Raw genomic sequence first — 24,647 nt, forward strand, 5'->3', positions numbered from 1 at the left:
CTGCCCCAGGGCACGGTCAGGTCAAGCGAGGTGCCCGAGTCGTGACCGTACGCAGCGGAAGTACGCGACGGGCGTGACGCGGCGCACACCCGCAGGGCCAGGGAATATGCCCGGCCTGGCGTGTGGCGGGCCTGATGGCCGATCCGTCCCGGACCGCGCGCCCCCTGTGAGGCTGTAGCGTGGCGATGGAGGACCGTAACAACCCCCGCACGGACCGCGGGACAGAAACGACGGCGAGGACCGATGGCACAGACGCAGCGCGCCCAGGGCCCGTCCGACCCGGAGGCGACTGGCGGCCCCCTGTCGGACGCCCCCGAGTCCTTCGGTAACGGAGGACTGGTCGGCGACGGCCGCTACCGGCTGACCCACCGGCTCGGGCGGGGCGGCATGGCGGAGGTGTGGGCCGCCGAGGACGTGCGTCTCGGCCGCACCGTCGCGGTCAAGCTGCTGCGTGCCGATCTCGCCGAAGACCCGGTCTCCAAGGCCCGGTTCACGCGCGAGGCGCAGTCCGTCGCCGGGCTCAACCACCACGCGGTCGTCGCGGTCTACGACTCCGGCGAGGACACGGTCGGCGGCAACGTCGTCCCGTACATCGTCATGGAGCTGGTCGAGGGCCGTACGATCCGCGACCTGCTGCTCAGCGCCGAGGCGCCCACCGCCGATCAGGCGCTGATCATCGTCGCCGGCGTTCTCGACGCGCTCGCCTACTCGCACCAGCACGGCATCGTGCACCGCGACATCAAGCCGGCCAACGTCATCATCACGAACTCGGGCGCCGTCAAGGTCATGGACTTCGGCATCGCCCGCGCGCTGCACGGCGCGCAGTCCACGATGACGCAGACCGGCATGGTCATGGGCACCCCGCAGTACCTCTCCCCCGAGCAGGCGCTCGGCAAGGCCGTCGACCACCGCAGCGACCTCTACGCGACCGGCTGCCTCCTCTACGAACTTCTCACCTCGCGCCCGCCGTTCACCGGTGAGACCCCGCTCTCGGTGGTCTACCAGCACGTGCAGGACCCGCCCGTACCGCCCTCACAGATGGCGGAGAACTGCCCGCCCGAGCTGGACGGTCTCGTCCTGCGCGCGCTCGCCAAGGAGCCGGACGACCGCTTCCAGAGCGCCGAGGAGATGAGCGGGCTCGTCCAGTACGCGCTGCAAATGCTCCACGATCAGGGCGCGTTCACGGGCAGCTGGAACACCGGGCACGTTGATGTGACCGCGTTCGCTGCGCCCCAGTCGGGACCGGCGACGACGCCGTTCGGCAGCGGCACGGCGCAGATTCCGCAGCAGCCGATGCTCCGTCCGCTCGGCGAGGACGACGGTGGGTACGAGGGCGGGGGCGACTCCCGGCGCGGGGGCAGCCGGACCAGGCTGTACGTCATTGCCGCGCTCGCCGTCGTCGCGATCGTCGTCGGAGCCGCCTTCGCGGTGAAGAACTGGAACGATGGCACCGCCGGGGACACCGACAAGTCGCCGCAGCCCACCGTCTCGCAGACGGAGAAGAAGGAGAAGAAGACCACCGAGCCCTCCAAGACCGCCGAGGAGCAGCAGGGCGGCGACACGGAGACCGGTACCGGTACGGGCAACGGGAACGGCTGGGGCCAGGATCAGCCCAGCGGCGGCGGCAACCAGCAGTCCCAGCCGAGCCCGAGCACGACTGACGAGGCTCCTGCCGGTGGCGGCGACCCGCAGCCCAGCAACACCGAGGGCAGCGGGGGCACCGACCCCGGCACGGGCCAGAACACCAAGGACCCGGGCGACGGGCAGACCCAGCCGACCGATCCCGGTGGCGACGACGGCGGTCAGGGTGGCGAGGACCCGGGCGACGGTACGGCCACCGGCGGCGGTGACCCCGGCGAGGGCGGAGAGACAGCGGGCTCGGGCACCTGAGCCGCACTCACGACGACGACAAGGGCCGGACCGATCTCCCTGATCGGCCCGGCCCTTTGGCGATGTTTCACGTGAAACCTTCGCCCTCGTCGGGCACGCGATGTTTCACGTGGAACATCCCTCCCTGTCGGCCACATGATGTTTCACGTGAAACATCCGGCTCGCCCTTTCCGCGCGGCTCGCGATGTTTCACGTGAAACATCGTCATCCGCCCACTCCCACCACGCCTTTGGCCCGCGCCACCCGCTTCTCCCGTACCACGTCCGCCAGTTCACGCGGCGTTCGTCCTCCGGCGAAGCACCACAGCGCGATGACCGGGTCGCAGAGGGCGCAGCCCAGCGAGGACGTGTGCGCGAAGGGCAGCAGGGGAGAGCCCTTGAGGTGGTGGACGATGTCCCAGGCCGTGTGGAGCAGCCAGCCGATGCCCACGAACGTCCAGGAGTCCAGCGCCCGGTACGCCACGTACGTGGCCGCCGCCGTGAACGCGAACTCCCAGCCGCCGAGGTCGCCCCCGCCGAGGTACGTCGCTCCCGCCCCGGCCACCATCACCGCGTTGAGCTTCCTGCGGTGCGGGGGACGCACGAGGGACATCAGGAGCGCGTAGCAGAGCCCGATGAGGACGGGCGGGACGACGGTGAGGGCGAGCGAGGACATGCGGAGGCGCCTTTCGGGTGTGGTGGGGATGCGGGTTCGGGGCCCGGGCCCTGGTGTCGGGTGGGGTCCGGGTGTCCGGTCCGCGCTTACGACGCTAGGCAGCCGCCCTGCCCGCTCCCAGACCCGTCGCCGACACGCAGCACCGGATTTCCGCCAAGCCGCTCTCCGGCCCTCCGCGCTGCCCCCGCTGTCCTCGTTGCCCCCGTCGTCCTCGCCGCCCCCGTCGTCCTCGCTGCCCCTGCTGTCCTCGCCGCCCCCCTCGTCCCCGCCGCTTCACCCCGATAGCCGTCCCTCCCACCCCAATGCGTTGTTCCCGCCGCCGCATTTCGTGAGAAGGGCAGGGGCACCGTTCTTGATCGATTTTCTCGGTGGGAAGAAAGAGTCCCCCGGTGGCGTGATCGGTGGAGCCCCGCCGCTGAGGTCGCGGATCTCCGGTCCTGGTCAGCGGGGTGCGCGAGGTGGCCGGCCTCCTTTCCGCCGCTTTTTGCTCGCCCTGCGGGCGTCCTTTTCAGGGCATAACCCGAGGCCATGCAGCAATCGTCCGCAAAAGGATCTCGTCGCCGGAGACATCGGGGAAAGAGATGAGCGCGAGATACCACACGGTTTCGTGTCCGTGGGCGTCTTGGTGGACCGCCTCGTGATCATCGAGCAGGAAAGCGGCCATTTGTCCGTTCTCGCTCGCGCGGGCGGTTTCCCGTCCCCCTTCGTCGTGCGCCCGGGATGCGGGCCTCACCTCGGCTCTTCCCGCGCCCGGGGTGCGCGGGTTAACGTGCCGGTGTTCCGGCCCCCTGCGAGGCTGTGACCAGGAGATGCAGGCGAAGCTTCCCCCGGCTTTCTCGATTTACTTGGAAATCCAAGCAAAATTGCAGGTCAGCGGGGGTTCGCGGAGTATTGCCGCACTGGGTAACGTGCACGTTGCAGGGGCTCACCGGGGCACTTGTCACGCCTGTTCCCGGCCGAGCCGCACCCACCCCGTGCGCGGGAGGGGAGCAGGCGCCTTCCCTCTCCGTCCCAGGAGACGGAGGGATACCCAGCTTCCGGCAGATCCCGGGAGCCGGACCGACGGAGGAACACACGTGACTGCCAAGAAGGCGCCGGCCCGAGCCGCAGCGCCCGCCCCGGCGAAGAGCGCCGCCACATCGAGGGGCGCCGCCCCGGCCAAGAACGCCGCCAAGGCCCCCGCCCGCCGCGGCTCGGCGGCCACATCGCCCGCCACGGCTCGCAAGTCCAAGGCGACCCCCGCGAAGAAGGCCCCCGCGAAGAAGGCCCCCGCCGCGCCCGCCCCCGCCACCCCTGCCGGTGACCCCGAGCTGGTCCAGCTCCTCACCCCGGAGGGCGTCCGCGTCCCCCATCCGGAGTACGACCGCTGGGTCGAGGACATCACCGCGGACGAGCTGCGCGGTTTCTACCGCGACATGGTCCTCACACGTCGCTTCGACGCGGAGGCCACGAGCCTCCAGCGCCAGGGCGAGCTGGGCCTGTGGCCCTCGCTGCTCGGCCAGGAGGCCGCGCAGATCGGCTCGGGCCGGGCGCTGCGCCCCGACGACTACGTCTTCCCGACCTACCGCGAGCACGGCGTCGCGTGGTGCAGGGGCGTGGACCCGACCCTCCTCCTCGGCATGTTCCGCGGCGTGAACAACGGTGGCTGGGACCCCACGAGCAACAACTTCCACCTGTACACGATCGTGATCGGCTCCCAGGCCCTGCACGCGACCGGCTACGCGATGGGCATCGGCCTCGACGGCGCCGACTCGGCCGTCGTCGCCTACTTCGGCGACGGCGCGTCGAGCCAGGGCGACGTGGCCGAGGCGTTCACCTTCTCGGCCGTGTACAACGCGCCGACGCTGTTCTTCTGCCAGAACAACCAGTGGGCCATCTCCGAGCCCACCGAGCGCCAGACGCGCGTGCCGCTCTACCAGCGCGCCCGCGGCTACGGCTTCCCCGGTGTCCGCGTCGACGGCAACGACGTCCTCGCCGTCCTCGCCGTGACCCGCGCGGCCCTCGCGCACATCCGCTCCGGCCAGGGCCCGATGCTCGTCGAGGCGTTCACGTACCGCATGGGCGCTCACACGACCTCCGACGACCCCACCCGCTACCGCACCGACGACGAGCGGCAGGCGTGGGAGGCGAAGGACCCCATCGAGCGGCTGCGCGCCCACCTGCTCGCCGAGGGCCTCGCCGACGAGGCGTTCTTCGCCTCGCTGGAGGAGGAGAGCGAGGCGATGGGGCGGAGCGTGCGGGAGGCGATCCGCGCCATGCCGGACCCCGACCGCCTGGCGATCTTCGAGAACGCCTACGCGGACGGAAGCTCCCTCGTCGACGAGGAGCGCGCGCAGTTCGAGGAGTACCAGGCGTCCTTCGCGGACGTCTCGGCCGGAGAGGGCGAGTGACCGTGGCTGCGGAGAAACTGGCACTGGCGAAAGCGATCAACGAGTCGCTGCGCACCGCTATGGAGAACGACCCCAAGGTCATCGTGATGGGGGAGGACGTCGGCAAGCTCGGCGGCGTCTTCCGCGTCACCGACGGGCTCCAGAAGGACTTCGGCGAGCGCCGCGTCATCGACACACCGCTCGCCGAGTCCGGCATCGTCGGCACCGCGATCGGCCTCGCGCTGCGCGGCTACCGGCCCGTCGTGGAGATCCAGTTCGACGGCTTCGTCTTCCCCGCGTACGACCAGATCGTCACGCAGCTCGCGAAGATGCACGCCCGCGCGCTCGGCAAGATCAAACTGCCCGTCGTCGTGCGCATCCCCTACGGGGGTGGCATCGGCGCCGTCGAGCACCACAGCGAGTCGCCGGAGACGCTGTTCGCGCACGTCGCCGGTCTCAAGGTCGTCTCGCCGTCGAACGCGTCCGACGCGTACTGGATGATGCAGCAGGCCATCCAGAGCGACGACCCGGTGATCTTCTTCGAGCCCAAGCGGCGCTACTGGGACCGCGCCGAGGTCGAGCGCGAGTCGATCCCCGGTCCGCTCCACAAGGCGCGTGTCCTGCGCGAGGGCACGGACGTCTCGCTCGTCGCGTACGGGCCGATGGTGAAGACGTGCCTGGAGGCCGCCGAGGCCGCCGCGGCCGAGGGCAAGTCCGTCGAGGTCGTCGACCTGCGCTCGATGTCCCCGATCGACTTCGACACCGTGCAGGCCACGACGGAGAAGACCGGGCGGCTCGTCGTCGTGCACGAGGCCCCCGTCTTCCTCGGTACGGGCGCGGAGATCGCCGCGCGCGTCACCGAGCGCTCCTTCTACCACCTGGAGGCCCCCGTCCTGCGGGTCGGCGGCTACCACGTCCCGTACCCGCCCGCGCGCCTGGAGGACGAGTACCTCCCCGGCCTCGACCGGGTGCTCGACGCCGTCGACCGCTCGCTCGCGTACTGAGCGGCGGGAAGGAGCCATGACGACGATGACGCGACAGACCACAGGCCTCCGCGAGTTCAAGATGCCCGACGTGGGCGAGGGGCTCACCGAGGCCGAGATCCTCGGCTGGTACGTCCAGCCCGGCGACACCGTGACCGACGGCCAGGTCGTGTGCGAGGTCGAGACGGCGAAGGCCGCCGTCGAACTGCCCATCCCCTTCGACGGCGTGGTCCGCGAACTGCGCTTCCCCGAGGGCACCACGGTCGATGTCGGCCAGGTGATCATCGTGGTGGACACGGGCGGCGGCGAAGGAGACGGGGACACGGGGACGGCCGAGACGGGTACGGACACGGCACCGGAGCCGACCGCCGAGGCGCCCGCGGCACCCGAGGAGAAGGCGGCGGCCGCCCGCCAGCCCGTCCTGGTCGGCTACGGCGTCGCCGAGTCCTCGACGAAGCGGCGCCCGCGCAAGGCGGCACAGGCGGCCCGGCCCGCGCAGGTCAACGGCACGGCACGTACGGCCCCGGCCCCCGAGGCCGCCGCCGCACCCGAGCCCGCCCCCGCACCCGAGCCCGCCCCCGCACCCGCCCCCGCACCCGCCCCCGCGCCTGCGGCCTCCTCCGCCCGCCCCCTCGCCAAGCCGCCCGTCCGCAAGCTCGCGAAGGACCTCGGCGTCGACCTCGCCGCGGTCGTCCCGAGCGGCCCGGACGGTGTCATCACGCGCGAGGACGTGCACGCGGCGGCAACCCCCGTACCGCAGACCGCTCCGCAGCCCGCGCAGCAGGACGCGGCACCCGTGGAGGTGTCCCCGGCCCCCGCGTCGGCCCCTGCGGACGCCTCCGCCGCGGAAGGACCCGCGCAGCCCTCCCGCGAGACGCGTATCCCCATCAAGGGCGTCCGCAAGGCGACCGCGCAGGCCATGATCGGCTCGGCCTTCACGGCGCCGCACGTCACGGAGTTCGTCACCGTCGACGTGACGCGCACGATGAAGCTCGTCGAGAAGCTCAAGGCCGACCCGGACATGGCGGGGTTGCGGGTCAACCCGCTGCTCCTCATCGCCCGCGCCCTGCTCCTCGCGATCCGCCGCAACCCGGAGATCAACGCGGCGTGGGACGAGGAGAACCAGGAGATCGTGGTCAAGCACTACGTGAACCTCGGTATCGCGGCGGCGACCCCGCGCGGCCTCATCGTGCCGAACATCAAGAACGCGGAAGACCTCTCGCTCGCCGAGCTGTCGACCGCGCTCTCGGACCTCGTGGGGACCGCCCGCGAGGGCCGTACGAGCCCGGCGGCGATGCGCGGCGGCACGGTGACGATCACCAACGTCGGCGTCTTCGGCGTCGACACGGGCACGCCGATCCTCAACCCCGGCGAGTCCGCGATCCTCGCCGTCGGCGCGATCAAGCCCCAACCGTGGGTCCACAAGGGCAAGGTGAAGCCCCGGCAGGTCACCACGCTCGCGCTCTCCTTCGACCACCGGCTCGTCGACGGCGAACTCGGCTCGAAGGTGCTCGCGGACATCGCGGCGGTCCTGGAGCAGCCCAAGCGCCTCCTGACCTGGGGCTGATCCGCACCCACCGCACGAAGCGGGGGCAGGGACCGCACCCGCCGCACGAGGCAGGGGCAGGGACCGCACCCACCGCACGAAGCGGGGCCCGGTCCGCACACGACGTGCGGGCCGGGCCCCGTGTCATTCCCGATGTTTCACGTGAAACATCAACAGGCCCGCAGGGAGCGGATGTTTCACGTGAAACATCCGCTCCCCGACGCGCCCCGCCATCAGTCCTTCTGCGCGCCCTTCGGCAGCGGCTGGAGCTTCATCGACTTCGCGCTGTTCGACTTGAACGCGTAGTCCATGATCTTGGCGGCGTCCTCAAAGCGGTTGCTGTCGTTGAGGATCACGCCCGCGACGGTCTTCCCGTCGCGCGTCGCGGCGAAGACGAGGCAGGGGCCCGAGCCGCTCGCGGTGCCGGTCTTGATGCCGATCGCGCCCTTGTAGGAGCCGAGCAGCTTGTTCGTGTTGTACCAGGTGTACGTACGCGCCTTGCCGTTGCTCGCGGTCGCCTTCTGCTTCGTGCTCTTCGCCTTGACCACCGTACGGAAGGTCGCGTTCTTGAGCGCGTGCCGGGCGAGGAGCGAGGCGTCGCGCGGTGTCGTGTAGTTCTTGCTCTTCGTCGGGATGCCGTCGAAGGAGTCGTAGGACGTGTTCTTCATCTTCAGCGACTTCGCCTTGGCGTTCATCTTGGAGATGAAGTTCGCGGTGCGCGCCGACGCGGTCTTGCCGGTGCCGAAGGTGTCGGCGAGGGCGTACGCGGCGTCGCAGCCGGACGGCAGGAGTGTCGCGTAGAGGAGCTGACGGACCGTGACCTTGTCGCCCGTGCGTAGATCCGCGGTGCTCGCGCCCTTCTTGACGACGTAGTCGCGGTACGCCTGCTTGATCGTGACCTTCTTGTCGAGATTGACACCCTTCGTGTCGAGGACCACGGCCGCGGTCATGACCTTGGTGGTGCTCGCCATCTGCCGCTTGGTGTCGGCGGCCTTGCTGTAGAGCGTCTTGCCCGAGGACGTGTCGAGCAGGAAGGCGCCCTTGGCGCTCACCGAGGGCGCCGAGGCGGCCTGCGCCGTACCGACGAGCGGCGCGACGAGGACGGCACCGGCGGTGAGGGCGACGGTGACGGTACGGCGCGGACTAAGACCGAGGTTCACACGATGCTCCGTAAGAGGCGGGAGAGAAGAAAACCGGAGTGGCGCACAGCACACGCCTACCCCAGTCAGACAACGAGCCGGCCTGGGGAGTTGCACGTGGGCGGACACGAGTTGTGCGCTTTTCTCGCGACGTGGGGTGCTAAGGGGTGCGGGACCCGGCCCTCGCCCCGCATCCCTCGCCCCTGCCCTCTACTGTCGTGGCCATGATGTGGTGGGAGGGCTTGCTGATCGGGATCGCCGGGGTGTGGGCCGGGGCGATCAACACCGTGGTGGGCTCGGGGACGCTCGTGACGTTCCCCGTCCTCGTCGCGCTCGGCTACCCGCCGGTGACGGCGACGACATCGAACGCGGTCGGCCTCATCACGGGCACCATCACGGGCGCGTACGGCTACCGCCACGAACTCACCGGTCAGGGCCGCCGCGTGGCCCGCCTCGCCGTCGCCTCGTTCTTCGGCGCGATCGGCGGCACGGTGCTGCTGCTCTCGCTCCCGAAGGACGCCTTCGAGGTCATCGTCCCCGTCCTCGTCGGCATGTCGGTCCTCCTCGTGGCCCTCCAGCCGCTCGCGACACGGCGGTTGAGGGAACGAAAGGCGGCGAAGGCGGAGGCGGAGGCGGCGGCAGCGACGATCACGCCCGCGGAGCCGACACCCGCCGACGGCCCTGCGACACCCGCCGACGGCCCTGCGACGCCCCCCACGTCCCCTGCCGCTGCCCCTGCGACGCCCCCCACGACCCCTGCGGGGACCGAAGCCGCCCCCTTCACGCCGCTCCTCTACGTCTTGATCTTCCTCATCGGCGTCTACGGCGGCTACTTCACGGCGGCCCAGGGCATCATGCTCGTCGGCGTGATGGGTCTGCTCCTCGCCGACCCGCTCCAGCGCGTCAACGCCTTCAAGAACGTCCTCTCCGCCGTCGTGAACTTCGTCGCCGGGGTCATCTACGCGGTCGTGGCCCCCGTGGACTGGGCGGTCATCGCGATCCTCGCCGTCGGCTCGATCCTCGGCGGCTTCCTCGGCGCCCGCATCGGACGCCGCCTCTCGCCGACCGTGCTGCGGACCACGGTCATCGTGATCGGCCTGGTGGCGGTCGTGCGGCTCCTCGTCTGATCCGGTGCGGTCGTGCGGCTCCTCGTCCGATCCGGTGCGGTCCTGCGGCTCCTCGTCCGATCCGGCGAGGAGGCGGGCGGGGCGCTCGCGGCACGGAGTGCGCTCGCCGATGGGCGCCTGGGGGGGGCTGAGCGCGGGGGAGACACGCCGCGAGACGGCGGGGCGCACGAAGGACGGGCAGGTCACCTCGCCACTGCGATGGCCCGGGCGGTGCGGCACCCGTGCGCGCGTCGCGGGTGCCGGCAGGCGAGGGCTGCGGGCGGTCGTCGGCACGTACGGGGTGGTGCTGTGCTTTCCCGGCTCGTGGTCGCGATCGTCCAGCGCGACGCGCACGGGCCGCTGTGGCGGGTGTGCCCGCTGCGGGCCCCTTCGCCGCCCTCGTGCTCCGGTGCTCCGCGTGACGGCCCACTTCGCGGTACGTGTCCTGCGCGAGCCACCGCAGTACCGCCCGCCGGTCAAGGCCGGAGCCCCCGCACCACGGTGTCCGGGTACGGGGAAGGCCGGGCGCCCACGGGGGAGAGAGACACCCGGCCTTCCGTACCGGAGGGGCGCCGCGCCGGGGCCTACGGGGATCGGCGGCCTGTCGGCCGTACCGTCCGTGCCCGGCGCTTGTGCACCCGTTTGTCCACCTTAACGCGTCGGCTCACATGCCGTGCACGGCGGGGACGGTCCCGAGCCGTCCGGCGCTGAAGTCCTCGAAGGCCTGCTGGAGTTCTTCGCGGGTGTTCATGACGAACGGCCCGTACTGCGCCATCGGTTCGCGGATCGGCCGCCCGCCGAGGAGCAACACCTCCAGGTCCGGCGTGTGGCTGTCCTGCGACTCGTCGGCCCGTACGGTCACGGAGCCGCCCGAGCCGAAGACGGCGGCCTGTCCGGTGTGCACGGGCCGCCGGTCGGTGCCGACGGAACCGCGCCCCGCGAGCACGTACGCGAGGCCGTTGAAGTCCTCGCGCCACGGCAGCGTCGCCTCCGCGCCGGGCCGTACGGTCGCGTGCACGAGGCTGATCGGCGTGTGCGTGATGCCGGGGCCCTCGTGCCCGTCCAGCTCACCGGCGATGACGCGGAGCAGCGCGCCGCCGTCGGGGGTGGTGAGGAGCTTGACCTGCCCGCCGCGGATGTCCTGGTAGCCGGGGTCCTTCATCTTGTCCTTGGCGGGCAGGTTCACCCACAGCTGGATGCCGTGGAAGACGCCGCCGCTCATGACGAGCTGCTCCGGCGGCGCCTCGATGTGCAGCAGCCCGGACCCGGCCGTCATCCACTGCGTGTCACCGTTGGTGATCGTCCCGCCGCCACCGTGGGAGTCCTGGTGGATGAAGGTGCCGTCGATGATGTACGTGACGGTCTCGAAGCCGCGGTGCGGGTGCCAGGGCGTGCCCTTGGCCTCGCCGACGCCGTACTCCACCTCGCCCATCTGGTCCATCATGATGAACGGGTCCAGGTACCGGTAGTCGATCCCTGCGAAGGCCCGGCGCACCGGGAAGCCCTCCCCCTCGAAGCCGCTCGGCGCGGTCGAGACCCCGAGCACGGGGCGGGCCTGGGCGCCTGCGGGCACGGTCACCCTCGGCAGGGTCAGCGGATTCTCCACGGTCACGGCGGGCATGGCGCGCTCCTTCTCGTCCTCGTCTGCACGGCTCGACTGGTCCGAGCCGTTGAAACTCGAACTTTCTGAACCCGAGATTAGTTGAATCTCGAACTTCTCGCCAGGGGGAACGACCCGCAGCGACGTGACATTCCCCGCACGCGAGGACGCACCGTTCGCCGCGCGCCACCCCATCAACCGCGCTACGAGGCCACGGCGCTACGAGGCCACGGCGCTACGAGGCCACCGCGTCACGAGTCCACGGCACTACGAGGCCACCGCGCCCCAGGCCGCCGCGCCGCCTCCTTCCACCCCGCCCCGGATCACCCCGCCACCGAACCACCCGCACCGCATCCGCTCACCCGCATCCGCTCACCCGCATCCGCTCACCCGCGCCGCCTCACCAGCTCGCGGGCAGCCGCACGGGGCTGCGCGTGATCGTGCCGTGCCGCCACTCGACCTCCTCGGTGGCCACGGCGAGCCGGAGCGTGGGAAGGCGCTCGGCGAGCCGGTGCAGGGCGAGTTGCAGCTCGGCCCGGGCGAGCCACGTACCCAGGCAGTAGTGCCGCCCCGCGCCGAAGGCGAGCGTGGGCCGGGGCAGGGGGGCGAACAGCGCCTCGGGGTCGTGCGGGTCGCCGGGGAAGGCCCCTGGGTCACGCTGCGCGGCGATGCGGTCCGTCGTGACGAGCGCCCCGGCCGGGATCGTCACGCCGCCGACGCCGATGTCCGCGCGCGCGGTGACGAGGTGCCCGGCGCGCTCCTCGGGATCGCCGATGGGGATCAGGTACAGCAGCCGCTCCGTGAGCGCCGCCGCCGCCTCCTCGCCCGTACCCAGCCGTTGCCAGGCGCCGGGCTGCTCGGTCAGGAGGTAGAGGAGGGAGTTGCTGAGCATGGTCATCGTCGTGTCGTGGCCACCGATGATCATGGTGGAGATCAGATTGACCAGCGCGGCTTCCGGGATGCCGCCCTCCCCGTCGGTGGCCAGGACGACGGAGCTGACGAGATCGTCGCCGGGTGCCGCACGGCGCGCGGTGATCAACGCACCGGCGAAATCGGCCAGTTCGGCCCGGGCCCGGGCACCCTCCTCCGGGGCGGCGCTGGCGCCCGCCATCGCGTGCCTGGACCAGTGGAGCAGCTTTTCGAAGGGCACGTCGTCCACGGCGAGCAGCCGGTGCATCACCAGGGAGGGCAACGGCAGGGCGTAGTCCCTGACGAGGTCGCCGGGCGGCCCCTGCTTGACGAGGCCGTCGAGCAACTGGCCGACGACGTCGGCGACCCACGGCCGCAGGTGCGCGACCGCGCGCGGCGTGAAGGCCCTGCCGACGGCTCGCCGCAGGCGCAGGTGGGCCTCGCCGTCCTGCCGCCCGATGGCGTCGCGGCTCTTCAGCACGCTGGGGTTGTCGGCGACGGGCGGTGCCCCGGGTGCCTGGACCGGCGCGCGGCCGAAACGCTGGTCGCTGAGGACCTGGTGCACGTCGTCGTACCGGGTGACGAGCCACACCGGCGTCCCGTCCGGCAGTTCGACGAGCCGGGGCGGACCGGTCTCCTGACCGGTGATCCTGTGCAAGGGGGCGGTGCGGGGAGTGGTCACGGCGTTCCTCCTGTGAAGGCAGTCCTGTCGGCCCGGATCGCCCCGGGCGGACCCTGCCCCGACCAACGACGTGACGTCTGCCCAGGTCACCGCAGTACCGCACCGGACCCCGGCCCTCCCCGCCCCCGGCGTACCTGTCGCCTCGGACCGGCTGTCCGCGCGGGCGCGCGCGCCGGGGCGGTGGCGGGCCGGGGCGTCCGGGCCCCGCCGTACGCCGGGCGCACGGGGCCGGGCACCGTCCTCGCCGCGAACGGCGCACGAAGCCGCCGGAGGGTGGCCGCTCGGCCGGACCCCGCCGACCGAGAACGTGCGATGTCCTGGCGGCTCCGCCGTGGTCTCCCCTACGCGGGCTCGCTCGTCCGCGCGGGCACGCACCCGCCGGGATGGTCGGCGTACAAGCCGCGCCGCAGCGCCCCCGCCCAGTGCGGGCACGGCGGCGCGACGCGCACCCGCCACACCGGCACGGCCGCCCCGAACGTCCCCCACACATGCCCTCCGCCCCCGCTCAACTCGCGTACGATCCCCTGGTGTTCGTACGTCGGATGCGGGGCCAGCGCGCAGCGGATACGGGACCGGGGCGGCGCCCCTGGCGTCCGCGTCACCTCACTCGCCAACTCCCCGACGATCTGCGTCACGTGTCCGGTCGCCTCACAACGCGCCACGTCGTCGGGGGACTTGCTCATCGCTTCACCTGCGTTCTCCATGAGGGCGGCGGTCAGTTCGTACCAGGAGCCGCCCGGGTCCTGGAATCGCCGTGCGTACGGGTGGCCCTGGGCCAGCAACATCCGCACGTACCTGCTCTGTTCGGAACACTCCGCCCACTCCCGCAGCGCCGTCGGCGCGTCGGGCCCCGGCCCGTAGGCGGGCCGTACGACCCCGGGCGCCACCGCCCACCGCGTACGGGGCCCCGGATCGAGCCGCACCGCGAGCCGCAATGCCTCCCCGCGCAACCACGCGGCGGCCGCCTCCGGCGTCCCGACCCGCGCCCGCCCGAGCAGCACGGCCCGGTGGGCGTCACCACCCAACGAAGCGACGATCACACCGCACCGCCGTGGTACGGGTGACGGGCCCTCAGTACGCGGCAGTCGACCGCCCGGGAAAGATCCCCGCGCGCCTCCACCTCCCTTTCCTCACGGGCGAGTTGGGCGCACGTCGCGCAATCCGTGGGCGGCACCTGATCCGTGGATTCCTTGAGCATGGACATAGCTTGCGCCAGGGGCGGGGAGCGCGTACTTATCTACCGATTCCGCCTTAGCGAATTCGATTCTGAATCGCTGGCGCATCGCTTCAACGCGTACGCAAGAGGGAGGTGTTGGAACGCATGACTGATTCCTTGGTTCCGGACCCCGATTCCTCACGGGGCACTTGGACCTTCAGGATCGAGGTGCAGAAGCTCCGCAACCGCCTGGGGCTTTCGCAACGGGCATTCGCAGACCTGCTGCACTACTCACAAGCCCAGGTCGCCAAGGTGGAGAACGGTACGGCGCCGCCGTCGCTGGCCTTCGCGGCGAGCATGGACGCGGCTACCGGTACGGGTGAGGTCTACCAGGACATATTGAAGCGAATGCTTGAGGAAGAAGCGCAGCCGGAGTGGTTCGGGCCATACCTTGACTTGGAGCGGCGAGCGGTAGCGATCACTGACTACTGCAATGGCTTTGTGATGGGCATGCTCCAGGTCGAGGAGTACGCGGAGGCCATCTTTCGCGCGGGCTTGCCGAGAAGAGAGGACGTACAGGTGCGCGCGCTCGTGGCGGAGCGCATGAAACGTGCGGAGGAGCTGAGGAGGCCCACGCTTCGGAGTCTGTGGGGGATCATCCACGAGGGCGTGTTGCGCACCCCTGTCGGTGGCCCGGAGGTCATGCGCAAGCAGATCCAACATCTCTTGGAGATGGCGGAACGACCGCGAGTCACCCTGCAAATTCTCCCCTTTTCGGCCGGGGCGCCACCGAGCCACGTCCCCTTCACGATGCTCGCGATGGGGGGCAGGAATCCCGACATCGTCTATTCCGAGTCGCCCTCGGGCGGGCAAGTGGACTACAGCCCTGCGGCGGTGGCGCACGCCGTCTCGATCTGCGACCGTCTGCGCATGACCGCCGCGAGTGAACAGGCCTCGGCGGACATCTTCCGCGCGATGTTGAAGGAGCATGATTCATGACACAGGTACGACCCGGCCGGTGGACCAAGTCGAGCTACAGCGGCGCCAGCGGCGGGAACTGTGTAGAGGTCGCGCTGGGCGAGCCCGCCGTCCCCGTGCGCGACAGCAAGCGTGCCGACGACGGTCCGGTCATCGAGTTCACCCGTCCCGCCTTCACCGCTTTCCTCGGCGCGGTCCGCGAGGGCTGAAGCCGGAGATGCGCACGAGCCCGCCTCGCGGGCCCGGGGCGGCGCCTTCGCCCGCTCCGCGAGGAGAGGGCGGCGGCGTGGCCTTGAAGCGGCCGCCTCCGGCGTCACGTCGGGGGCGGAACGTGCGCCCCTGGATAGGTGTACGGGTAGTCGATGCCCATCGTGGCGAGGGCTGCGGCGCGGCGGCGTTCGCGGATGGCGCGCAACTCGGCCTGGGCGGCGGGGGAATCGCAGTTCTTGTGGCGCGCGAAGTGCGCCAGGGCATCGGCTTTCGTGGGACCGGTCCAGGGGTTGCGCCACGGCGACTGCCGCAGCGCGGCCCGTGCGGCGACGCGCGACTCGGCCTGTACGAAGGCGAGATACGCGGCGGTGCGACGGCCCGGACGGGGGCGGGGAAAAAGCAGACAGAGCACCCAGCAGAGGGCGCGGGCGATAGAATCGCGCAGCACGGTCGTTCCAGTCGTTGTGGGGCTGAAGCGGCTGGCCGACCCGCCTTTGGTAGAGGCTGAGTCGGCGGCCCTGACGGGTTGCGCCAACAGCCCGTCAGGGCTTTTCTGTGCGCCCCGTAATGCCTTAAATCATTCTCCGTCCAGTTACTTCCCGGTATCCGTGAATGCGCCCCTGTGTGCCCCAAGTGCCCCTAGTTGCGCTCCTTGCGCCGAAGTGAAGGGGCGGAGGGTGGCGTGGCGGGTGGGGTGGGCGGCAGGCTGGGGGCATGACATCTGGTTCGGGGAGTGCGCCGGCTCGGTTCAAGGATCTTTGTCTGGACGCGCGGGATCATCAGGCGCTGGCCGACTGGTGGTGCGCCGCGATGGGGTATGTGCGGCGGGAGGACGGGGAGCCCGTCGACGAGCCCGTGGCGATTGTCGACGCGGCGGGGGAAGGGCCCCTGATCTGGGTGATTCCCGTGCCCGAGGGCAAGGTGGTCAAGAACCGGATGCACCTGGACGTGTACGGGGATGTCGAGCGGTTGCGGGGGCTCGGGGCGGTCGTCCTTCAGGAGCCCGATGCCGCGAAGGGGATTCCGTGGCACGTCATGCGGGACCCCGAGGGGAACGAGTTCTGCGTGTTCGCGCCCGCCGCCGCCTGAGGCCCGCGCCCCGCCCGGCGCACCCGGGCCTCGTACCCCCCGTACCCGGCGCGGCCGCACCTCGCCCCGCGCCGACGCGAAGGCGTCAGCCGTACATCCTTCGCATCGCGTAGTCGACCATCTCCTCGACCGCCTTCGCGTCGAAGACGATGCGGTGCTCGCCCTCCATGTCGAGGACGAAGCCGTAGCCCGTGGGGAGGAGGTCCAGGACTTCCGCGCCCGTGATCACGAAGTACTTGGAGTCCTTGCCCGCGTAGCGGCGCAGCTCCTTCAGGGACGTGAACATCGGGATCACCGGCTGCTGCGTGTTGTGCAGGGCCAGGAAGCCGGGGGTGTCGCCCCGGGGGCAGTAGACCTTCGACGCGGCGAAGATCTGCTGGAAGTCGTCCGAGGTGAACTGGCCCGTCGTGAACGCGCGGACCGCCTCCGCGAGCGAGGGCGGGGACGGCTCGGGGTACAGCGGGGGCTGCTGCTGGCCGTACGCGTCCGACGGCTGCTGCTGGCCGTACGCGCCGGGCTGGGGCTGCTGCGGCGGCTGCGCGTACTGCTGCTGTGCGCCCGCGTTCGGGTCGTAGCCGTACATGGGGGAAAGGGTAGCCGCCCGCACCGCTCCCCCCACGGGGGTCGCGCCGTTCCGGACACTCCGGCGAGGGCCTCGCGAGTGACGATTTCCTCACCCCTGGGGGCCTTCAGGGCTTGCGCCTTATTACTGACGGGTAGCATCATCGTAGCTACTGGCCGGTACAGGTATGGGTGTGCTGGGTACGCTCGGGCACGCTTGGGCGTCCCGTACTGATATCGGCTTGTATGTCTGATACGTCCGGGTGGAGGGCAGCCTCCCCGTACCGCGTAAGGGAGCCGTCGCCGTGGGGCACTACAAGTCGAATCTCCGAGACATCGAGTTCAACCTCTTCGAGGTCCTGGGCCGCGACAAGGTCTACGGTTCCGGTCCCTTCGCCGAGATGGACGCCGACACCGCCAAGTCGATCCTCGCCGAGCTGGCCCGGCTCTCCGAGAACGAGCTTGCCGAGTCCTTCGCCGACGCGGACCGCAACCCGCCCGTCTTCGACCCCGAGACGAACACCGCGCCCGTCCCCGAGACCTTCAAGAAGTCCTACAAGGCCTTCATGGACTCCGAGTACTGGCGCCTCGGCCTCCCCGAGGAGATCGGCGGCACGACCGCGCCGCGTTCCCTCATCTGGGCGTACGCGGAACTGATCCTCGGCGCGAACCCGGCCATCTGGATGTACTCCTCGGGCCCGGCCTTCGCCGGCATCCTCTTCGATGAGGGCAACGAGGCGCAGAAGAAGGTCGCCGAGATCGCCGTCGAGAAGCAGTGGGGCTCCACGATGGTCCTCACGGAGCCCGACGCGGGTTCGGACGTCGGCGCCGGGCGCACCAAGGCCATCGAGCAGGCCGACGGCAGCTGGCACATCGAGGGCGTGAAGCGGTTCATCACGTCCGGCGAGCACGACATGTCGGAGAACATCCTCCACTACGTCCTCGCGCGTCCCGAGGGCGGCAAGCCCGGCACCAAGGGCCTCTCGCTCTTCCTCGTGCCGAAGTACGAGTTCGACTGGGAGACCGGCGAGCTGGGCGAGCGCAACGGCGTCTACGCGACGAACGTCGAGCACAAGATGGGCCTCAAGGCCTCCAACACGTGCGAGATGACCTTCGGCGACCGCCACCCCGCCAAGGGCTGGCTCATCGGCGACAAGCACGACGGCATCCGCCAGATGTTCCGCATCATCGAGTTCGCCCGCATGATGGTCGGCACGAAGGCCATCGCGACCCTCTCCACCGGCTACCTCAACGCCCTGGAGTACGCCAAGGAGCGCGTGCAGGGTCCCGACCTCGCCAACTTCACCGACAAGACCGCGCCCAAGGTCACCATCACGCACCACCCCGACGTGCGCCGCTCGCTCATGACGCAGAAGGCGTACGCGGAGGGCATGCGCGCGCTCGTCATGCACACCGCCGCCGTCCAGGACTCGATCGCGCTGGCCGAGGCCGCCGGCGAGGACGCCGCCGAGCTGCACGCCCTCAACGACCTGCTCCTGCCGATCGTCAAGGGCTACGGCTCCGAGAAGTCCTACGAGCAGCTCGCGCAGTCGCTCCAGACCTTCGGCGGCTCCGGCTACCTCCAGGAGTACCCGGTCGAGCAGTACATCCGCGACGCCAAGATCGACACCCTCTACGAGGGCACGACGGCGATCCAGGGCCAGGACTTCTTCTTCCGCAAGATCGTCCGCAACCAGGGTGCGGCGCTGAACTCGGTCGCGGAGGACATCAAGAAGTTCCTCGCCGTGGGTTCCGGCGGCGAGACGCTGGCCGCCGCGCGCGGGGAGCTGGCGAAGGCCGCCGGTGAGCTGGAGGCGCTCGTCGGCGCGATGCTCACGCAGCTCGCGGCGACGCAGGAGAACGCCCGCGAGATCTACAAGGTCGGCCTCAACACCTCGCGCCTGCTGCTCGCCGCCGGTGACGTCGTCGTCGGCTACCTGCTGCTTCGCGGCGCGGCCGTCGCGGAGGAGAAGCTCGCCTCGGCCTCCTCGAAGGACAAGCCCTTCTACGAGGGCAAGATCGCGGCCGCCAAGTTCTTCGCGGCGAACATCCTGCCGCGCGTCGCGGTCGAGCGTGCGCTCGCCGAGTCGACGGACCTGGAGCTGATGGACCTCGCGGAGGAGGCGTTCTGAGCCCGGTGCTCGCAGAACGCTGAGGCTTCGGCCCGAACGGCCCGTCCCACTGGTGTGGGGCGGGCCGTTCGTATGTCTTTCGTTCGCTCGTAGCTGCATCGCGGGGACGGTTCTCACTCGAAGGAGTGGGGCGTTTTGCGACTTCGGCGGAGTTATCCACAGATTGGGCGGGAGGAGGGGCTGGGGGGTGGGGGGTGCGGAAGGATGGTTACAGGGGAGCCCCCCGGGTGGGTGGGGGTCTGCCCTGAGTGGGTGGGGGGCGGCGCTGCGGGGGGTGGGGCCTGCCCCCCCCGTGCGGGAGTGGGGGTCTGTCTTGCGTGAGCGAGGGTCTGCCCTGCGTAGGCGGGTCTGCCCCGCGTGGGCGGGCGTCGGGGTCGGGTCTGCCCTGCGTGGATGGGGGGTTTGCCCCGCGTGGGCGGGTCTGCCCCGCGTGGGCGTGGGCTGCCGCGCATGGGTGTGGGTCTGTCCTGCGTGAGCGGGGGTCTGCCGTGCATGGACAGGGGGTCTGCCCCGCGTGGGCGGGCGTCTGGGCCGGGGCTGCGGGGGCCGGGTCTGCCGGGGCCGGGTCTGCCGCGCATGGGCAGGGGGTCTGCCCCGCGTGGGCGGGCGTCTGGGCCGGGTCTGCCGGGGCCGGGTCTGCCCTGCGTGGGATGGCGGGTCTGCCTTGCGTGGGATGGCGGGTCTGCCCTGCGTAGGCGGGTCTGCCTGTGCGGGCCGGGGGCCTGCCGCGCCTGGGTGCGGGTCTGCGTGGGCGCGGGCCTGTCCCACGTGGGTGCGGGGGTTTGGTGCCCGGGCGCCTGTCCCACGTAGGCGCGGGTTTGGTGCCCGGGCGCCTGTCCCACGTAGGCGCGGGTCTGGTGTCCGGGCGCCTGTCCCGCCTGGGCGCGGGTCTGGTGTCCGGGTGGCTGCCCCGTGCGGGTGTCCGAGGCTTCCCGGTCCCGGCCGGACCCCCCTCGTTAGGCTCTCCCCATGACGACCAGCACCTCCGCCCCTGCCTCCGCGCCCTTCGATCGCGCACACACCGACGACCTCCTGACCTTCCTCGCGGCGTCCCCGACGCCGTACCACGCCGTCGCCGAGGCGGCGCGGCGCCTGGAAGAGGCCGGGTTCCGGCAGGTCGCCGAGGAGGCGGCGTGGGAGGGCACGCCCGGTGGCACGTACGTGCTGCGCGGCGGGGCGCTCGTGGCCTGGTACGTCCCCGAGGGCGTCGAGGCGCACACCCCGTTCCGCATCGTCGGCGCGCACACCGACTCTCCGGGCCTGCGCGTCAAGCCGCAACCCGACTTCTCGGCGCACGGCTTCCGGCAGGTCGCCGTCGAGCTGTACGGGGGGCCGCTGCTCAACTCCTGGCTCGACCGCGACCTCGGCCTCGCCGGGCGCCTGAGCCTGCGCGACGGCTCGACGAGGCTCCTCACCGTCGACCGCCCCCTGCTGCGCGTCCCGCAACTCGCCGTCCACCTCGACCGGGGCGTCAACGACGGCCTCAAGCTCGACAGGCAGCGCCACCTCCAGCCCGTTTGGGGCCTCGGCGAGGGCCATGAGGGCGAGCTGATCGCCTTCGCCGAGCGGGAGGCGGGCCTCGAACCCGGCAGCGTCACCGGGTGGGACCTGCTCGCCTATCCCGTCGAGGCGCCCGCGTACCTCGGCCGCGAGAACGAGTTCGTCGCGGGCCCGCGCATGGACAACCTGTTCTCCGTCCACTCCGGTGTCGCCGCGCTCATCGCCGCGTCCCGCTCGGGCGAGCTGTCCTCCATCCCCGTCCTCGCCGCCTTCGACCACGAGGAGACGGGCTCCCAGTCCGACACGGGCGCCGACGGGCCGCTCCTCGGCAACGTCATCAAGCGCTCCGTCGCCTCGCGCGGCGGCTCCTACGAGGACCGTGCCCGCGCGCTCGCCTCCTCGGTGAGCCTCTCCTCGGACACGGGGCACGCCGTGCACCCCAACTACGCGGAGAAGCACGACCCGACCCACCACCCGCGCATCAACGGCGGCCCGATCCTCAAGGTCAACGTCAACAACCGCTACGCCACCGACGGGGCGGGCCGCTCCGTCTTCGTCGCGGCCGCCGAGCGCGCCGGGACCCCGTACCAGAGCTTCGTCTCCAACAACGCGATGCCGTGCGGGACCACCATCGGGCCCATCACCGCCGCGCGCCACGGCATCAAGACCGTCGACATCGGCGTCGCGATCCTCTCCATGCACAGCGTGCGGGAGCTGTGCGGGGACAAGGACCCGTACTACCTCGCGAACACGCTGGTGGCGTTCCTGGAGGGCTGAGGCTCCCGCCGTCCGGTTCCGGTACGGGGCGCACGGCTGTGTGCGGTGCGCCCCCGGGGGTACCCGTGCGAAACGGACGGCAACAAGGAGGCTCGTCATGGGACTTGGTGGATGCATCATCCTGATCGCGGTCGGCGCGATCCTCGCTTTCGCGACCGACTGGCACCTCAGTGGGCTCAATCTCGACATCGTCGGCGTGATTCTCATGGTCGTCGGCATCATCGGCGTCGTGACCTTCACGAGCATCGCGCGCAAGCGGCGCATGATCACGACGACCGGTGGCGCGCCGATCATGACCTCGCAGCCGATGACCGAGGAGGAGCGCATCCGTCGTGAGCACGGCGGCTACTGACGGGCCCCTCCGTTACGCAGCTTCCGCCGCTCCCTGACCGGCCGTCACCGTCCACGGGTGGCGGCCGGTGGCGTATGCGGGGCGTGAGGCGATAAGGGGTGGCGCCTCGTGGTCCCTTCGCGCACCATCCGGGGCATGACCCCGCCCTACCCGGCTCTGCCGCTCTACTTCAGCGACACGGGGAACGCGCGTTCCGGCGCCCCCACCGTCGTCCTGCTCCACTCCAGCGTCTGCGACCGCCGCATGTGGGCGCCGCTGCTCGCCGCGCTGCCGCCCACGTACCGCGGTCTCGCCCCCGACCTGCGCGGATTCGGCGACAGCACGCTCGACGAGGACATCCCGCACGACGACGCGCGCGATGTCCTCAGGCTCCTCGACGGCATCGGCGTCGAGCGCTTCGCCCTCGTCGGTTCCTCGTACGGGGGCCGGGTCGCGCTCCGCATCGCCGGGCTCGTGCCCGAGCGGGTCCAGGCCCTCGTGCTGTTGTGCCCCGCGGCCCCCGGGCTCGTCGAGACCGAGGCGCTGGCGGCGCTCGCGGCGCGCGAGGAGGAGCTGGTCGCCTCCGGGGACCTCGACGGCGCCTGCGCGCTGATGGCGGACACCTGGCTGGGACCCGACGCCGACGCGTCCGTACGGGCCGACGTCGTACGCATGCAACGCCGCGCCTACGAGGTCCAGCTCGCCGCCCCCGAGGGCTCCGGCCGTACGGAGGAGGGCGGCCCCGTCCCCCTCTCCGCCGTCACCGCGCCCACCCTCGTCGCCACGGCCGCCCACGACCTCCCGGAGTTCCGTGCGCTGGCCGCTGGTCTCCCCGCCCGGCTCACGGGCGCGCGCGAGACGGAGTACGTGGACCTCCGCGACACCGGTCACCTCCCGAGCGTCGAGCGGCCGGAGGAGACGACGAGGCTCGTGCGGGACTTCCTGGGGCGGAGCGTGAAGTAGCGGCGGCGGCGCGGGCGGGGGCCTGCGGCGGTGCGTGCGCGGGTCTCCTGCGGTGCGTGCGAGGGGTCCCGCGGTGCGTGCGGGGGCACGGGCGCGCCGCGTGCGGTGGCGCGCCGCCCGCCGGGGCCCCGCCACCGCACGGCTCCCTCAGCCGTCCAGCCCGGCGAGGACCAGGGCGAGCCGCGTCTCACCGCCCTCGGTGACGAGCTTCACGGGGACGCCCCAGTCCTGCTGGTGCACGTGGCACGCGGGGTACTCGTTGTCCTCGGCGTCGTCGCACGAGGCCGCCATCGCGGAGACGTGCAGGACGCCCTCCGGGATGTCCGGGTTCAGCTCCAGGGGGCGGGCCAGGTCGGTGCCCGCGCCCTCGCCGGAGAGCAGCAGTTCGGGGGGCGTCGACGAGACCAGGAGGCGCGTCGAAGGGCCGTAGCGCGTGTCGAGCTTCTGGCCCGTCGGGGCCTGGAAGATGACGTCGAGGGCGAGCTTGCCGAGGGCCACCTCCGTCGCCGCGCGCCGCGTGCGGTGGGCGACCGCCTCGACGCGTACCGCCTCCTCGGGGAGCCGGAGCCGGGTCAGGCGGTGGCGCGCCGACTCGACCACGACGATCTCCTCGCCGTCCACGACCGCCGCGCTGGGCTCGCGCAGGTCGGTCGCGAGCGTCGTGACCTCGTCGCTCGCCGGGTCGTAGCGGCGCAGCGCGTGGTTGTACGTGTCCGCGACCGCCACCGAGCCGTCCGGGAGCGCCGTGACGCCGAGCGGGTGCTGGAGGAGCGCCTGCCCTGCGGTGCCGTCGCGGTGCCCGAAGTCGAAGAGGCCCGTGCCGACCGCCGTACGGACCGTGCCCTCGCGGTCGATCCAGCGCACCGCGCTCGTCTCCGCGTCCGCGATCCACAGCCGCTCGCCGTCGGGGCTCACCGCGAGCCCCGAGGGCTGCGCGAACCACGCCTGCTCGGCCGGGCCGTCGACCAGGCCCTCGTTCGTCGTGCCCGCCGCCGCGCGGACCGTCCCGGCCTCGGGGGAGTACGTCCACAGCTGGTGCACGCCCGCCATCGCGATCCACACCTTGCCGTCGAACCACGCCACGTCCCACGGCGAGGAGAGCGAGACTTCGCGCGCCGCGCCGGCGACCGGCTCGCCCTGCCACCACTGCCGCCCCGTGCCCGCGAGCGTCGAGACCTCCCCGCTCGCCAGGTCCACGCGGCGCAGGGCGTGGTTCACCGTGTCCGCGACGACGACAGCCCCGTCCGGGAGCAGCGCGAGGCCCTGCGGCTCGTTGAACCGCGCCTGCGCCGCGTCCCCGTCGATGAGCCCCCGCTCCCCGCTGCCGATCCGCCGCCGCACCGTCTCGCCGTCCGCCTCCAGCTCGACGAGCGCGTGCCGCGTCGTGTCGCTGACGAGGAAGGTCCCTTCCGGGAGCCGCAGCGCCTTGCCCGGGAAGCGGAGGTCGGTCGCGACCGGCTCCGGCGGTACGTACGGGCCCTCGCCGCGCCGCAGCGTGCCCTTCGCCTCGTGCTCCGCCTCCAGCTCGTCGACCAGGGCCGCGAGCGCGTGCGCGTGGCCCTCGCCCGCGTGCTGCGCGACGACGTAGCCCTCGGGGTCGATCACGACGAGCGTCGGCCAGGCCCGTACCGCGTACTGCTTCCACGTGGCCAGCTCCGGGTCGTCGAGTACCGGGTGCTCGACCCCGTACCGCTCCACCGCGTCCACGACGGCCGCGTGCTCCGCCTCGTGCACGAATTTCGGCGAGTGCACGCCGATGATCACGACCGTGTCCCTGTGCTTCTCCTCCAGCTCACGCAGCTCGTCGAGCACGTGGAGGCAGTTGATGCAGCAGAAGGTCCAGAAATCGAGGATCACGATCCGCCCGCGCAGATCGGCGAGGGAGTACGAGGTGCCGCCGGTGTTGAGCCAGCCGCCCTTGCCGACCAGTTCGGGGGCACGGACACGGGCACGGCGGGGTGCGGGAGCTGCGTCGTTCATGGTCTCCAGGGTGCCACTTCACCTGCGGCGATCCACGGTCCGGATGTTTCACGTGGAACAACTCTCGGCGGGCGGCGGGCCGGGGCGCCGCG

At 71.5% G+C, this 24,647-nt stretch carries 20 protein-coding genes; 12 read left to right on the forward strand and 8 right to left on the reverse strand.

The genetic code is table 11. The features are described from left to right. The first annotated feature begins 243 nt into the window (after positions 1–243). Positions 244–1,890, forward strand: coding sequence for a protein kinase domain-containing protein (locus ACQYWQ_RS15500; RefSeq protein WP_431035236.1), 1,647 nt, complete (start codon positions 244–246; stop codon positions 1,888–1,890). Positions 1,891–2,094: 204 nt separating this feature from the next. Here the strand turns inward: ACQYWQ_RS15500 and ACQYWQ_RS15505 are convergent, their stop codons facing one another. Next, complete coding sequence (locus ACQYWQ_RS15505) at positions 2,095–2,544, reverse strand: DUF6010 family protein (protein ID WP_431035237.1); 450 nt, start codon at positions 2,542–2,544, stop codon at positions 2,095–2,097. A 1,076-nt stretch (positions 2,545–3,620) separates the two neighbouring features. On the opposite strand from ACQYWQ_RS15505, the gene pdhA reads away from it, so the two are divergent. Genes pdhA through ACQYWQ_RS15520 form a run of 3 tightly spaced genes read left to right on the forward strand, consistent with a single transcriptional unit; the run spans position 3,621 to position 7,463 of the window. Continuing rightward, complete coding sequence (pdhA, locus tag ACQYWQ_RS15510; RefSeq protein WP_431035238.1) at positions 3,621–4,934, forward strand: pyruvate dehydrogenase (acetyl-transferring) E1 component subunit alpha; 1,314 nt, start codon at positions 3,621–3,623, stop codon at positions 4,932–4,934. 2 nt (positions 4,935–4,936) lie between these two features. Further along, entirely contained in the window at positions 4,937–5,917 is a 981-nt protein-coding gene (locus tag ACQYWQ_RS15515; protein WP_431035240.1) for an alpha-ketoacid dehydrogenase subunit beta, read from the forward strand. 16 nt (positions 5,918–5,933) lie between these two features. Next, positions 5,934–7,463, forward strand: coding sequence for a dihydrolipoamide acetyltransferase family protein (locus tag ACQYWQ_RS15520; RefSeq protein WP_431035241.1), 1,530 nt, complete (start codon positions 5,934–5,936; stop codon positions 7,461–7,463). Between the two features lie 212 nt (positions 7,464–7,675). Here ACQYWQ_RS15520 and ACQYWQ_RS15525 read toward each other — a convergent pair whose 3' ends face one another. Beyond that, positions 7,676–8,602, reverse strand: a complete 927-nt coding sequence (locus ACQYWQ_RS15525; RefSeq protein ID WP_431035243.1) for a D-alanyl-D-alanine carboxypeptidase family protein — start codon at positions 8,600–8,602, stop codon at positions 7,676–7,678. 203 nt (positions 8,603–8,805) lie between these two features. On the opposite strand from ACQYWQ_RS15525, the gene ACQYWQ_RS15530 reads away from it, so the two are divergent. Then, a complete protein-coding gene (locus ACQYWQ_RS15530) occupies positions 8,806–9,708 on the forward strand; it encodes a sulfite exporter TauE/SafE family protein (RefSeq protein WP_431035245.1) in 903 nt (300 codons plus the stop codon). Positions 9,709–10,351: 643 nt separating this feature from the next. Here the strand turns inward: ACQYWQ_RS15530 and ACQYWQ_RS15535 are convergent. The 3 genes from ACQYWQ_RS15535 to ACQYWQ_RS15545 all read right to left on the reverse strand — a co-directional run bounded on the left by ACQYWQ_RS15535 (position 10,352) and on the right by ACQYWQ_RS15545 (position 13,903). Next, positions 10,352–11,308 carry a pirin family protein gene (locus ACQYWQ_RS15535; RefSeq protein WP_431035246.1) on the reverse strand — a complete coding sequence of 319 codons (957 nt, stop codon included), beginning with the start codon at positions 11,306–11,308 and terminating at the stop codon, positions 10,352–10,354. 379 nt (positions 11,309–11,687) lie between these two features. Further along, on the reverse strand, positions 11,688–12,878 hold the full coding sequence (locus ACQYWQ_RS15540; protein WP_431035248.1) for a cytochrome P450: 1,191 nt from the start codon (positions 12,876–12,878) through the stop codon (positions 11,688–11,690). A gap of 341 nt (positions 12,879–13,219) precedes the next feature. Then, on the reverse strand, positions 13,220–13,903 hold the full coding sequence (locus ACQYWQ_RS15545) for a formylmethionine deformylase (protein ID WP_431035249.1): 684 nt from the start codon (positions 13,901–13,903) through the stop codon (positions 13,220–13,222). A 296-nt stretch (positions 13,904–14,199) separates the two neighbouring features. Here ACQYWQ_RS15545 and ACQYWQ_RS15550 point away from each other — a divergent pair, with 296 nt between their 5' ends. Both ACQYWQ_RS15550 and ACQYWQ_RS15555 read left to right on the forward strand, forming a co-directional pair. Continuing rightward, positions 14,200–15,033 (forward strand): helix-turn-helix domain-containing protein, encoded by an 834-nt coding sequence (locus ACQYWQ_RS15550; RefSeq protein ID WP_431035250.1) that lies wholly within the window; start codon positions 14,200–14,202, stop codon positions 15,031–15,033. Further along, on the forward strand, positions 15,030–15,221 hold the full coding sequence (locus tag ACQYWQ_RS15555) for a DUF397 domain-containing protein (RefSeq protein WP_431035252.1): 192 nt from the start codon (positions 15,030–15,032) through the stop codon (positions 15,219–15,221). Before ACQYWQ_RS15550 ends, ACQYWQ_RS15555 begins: the two co-directional genes overlap by 4 nt. A 104-nt stretch (positions 15,222–15,325) precedes the next feature. On the opposite strand, the gene ACQYWQ_RS15560 is transcribed toward ACQYWQ_RS15555, so the two are convergent. Further along, entirely contained in the window at positions 15,326–15,670 is a 345-nt protein-coding gene (locus tag ACQYWQ_RS15560; RefSeq protein WP_431035254.1) for a hypothetical protein, read from the reverse strand. A 266-nt stretch (positions 15,671–15,936) separates the two neighbouring features. Between ACQYWQ_RS15560 and ACQYWQ_RS15565 the strand changes: the two genes are divergently transcribed. Further along, positions 15,937–16,311: a VOC family protein gene (locus ACQYWQ_RS15565; protein ID WP_431035255.1), complete on the forward strand. Its 375-nt coding sequence runs from the start codon at positions 15,937–15,939 to the stop codon at positions 16,309–16,311. Positions 16,312–16,396: 85 nt separating this feature from the next. Here the strand turns inward: ACQYWQ_RS15565 and ACQYWQ_RS15570 are convergent, their stop codons facing one another. Next, positions 16,397–16,894, reverse strand: a complete 498-nt coding sequence (locus tag ACQYWQ_RS15570; RefSeq protein WP_431035257.1) for an SseB family protein — start codon at positions 16,892–16,894, stop codon at positions 16,397–16,399. A gap of 283 nt (positions 16,895–17,177) precedes the next feature. Between ACQYWQ_RS15570 and ACQYWQ_RS15575 the strand changes: the two genes are divergently transcribed. The 4 genes from ACQYWQ_RS15575 (at position 17,178) to ACQYWQ_RS15590 (ending at position 22,575) form a co-directional block, all read left to right on the forward strand. After that, positions 17,178–19,004 (forward strand): acyl-CoA dehydrogenase, encoded by a 1,827-nt coding sequence (locus tag ACQYWQ_RS15575; protein ID WP_431035258.1) that lies wholly within the window; start codon positions 17,178–17,180, stop codon positions 19,002–19,004. A 969-nt stretch (positions 19,005–19,973) separates the two neighbouring features. Beyond that, positions 19,974–21,281: a M18 family aminopeptidase gene (locus ACQYWQ_RS15580; RefSeq protein WP_431035260.1), complete on the forward strand. Its 1,308-nt coding sequence runs from the start codon at positions 19,974–19,976 to the stop codon at positions 21,279–21,281. 97 nt (positions 21,282–21,378) lie between these two features. Continuing rightward, entirely contained in the window at positions 21,379–21,633 is a 255-nt protein-coding gene (locus ACQYWQ_RS15585) for a DUF6458 family protein (protein WP_431035261.1), read from the forward strand. A gap of 135 nt (positions 21,634–21,768) precedes the next feature. Further along, positions 21,769–22,575, forward strand: a complete 807-nt coding sequence (locus ACQYWQ_RS15590; protein ID WP_431035262.1) for an alpha/beta fold hydrolase — start codon at positions 21,769–21,771, stop codon at positions 22,573–22,575. Positions 22,576–22,722: 147 nt separating this feature from the next. On the opposite strand, the gene ACQYWQ_RS15595 is transcribed toward ACQYWQ_RS15590, so the two are convergent. Continuing rightward, complete coding sequence (locus ACQYWQ_RS15595) at positions 22,723–24,555, reverse strand: NHL domain-containing thioredoxin family protein (protein WP_431035263.1); 1,833 nt, start codon at positions 24,553–24,555, stop codon at positions 22,723–22,725. Positions 24,556–24,647: the final 92 nt, after the last annotated feature.

Source organism: Streptomyces sp. P6-2-1 (assembly GCF_050613165.1).
GTDB lineage: Bacteria > Actinomycetota > Actinomycetes > Streptomycetales > Streptomycetaceae > Streptomyces.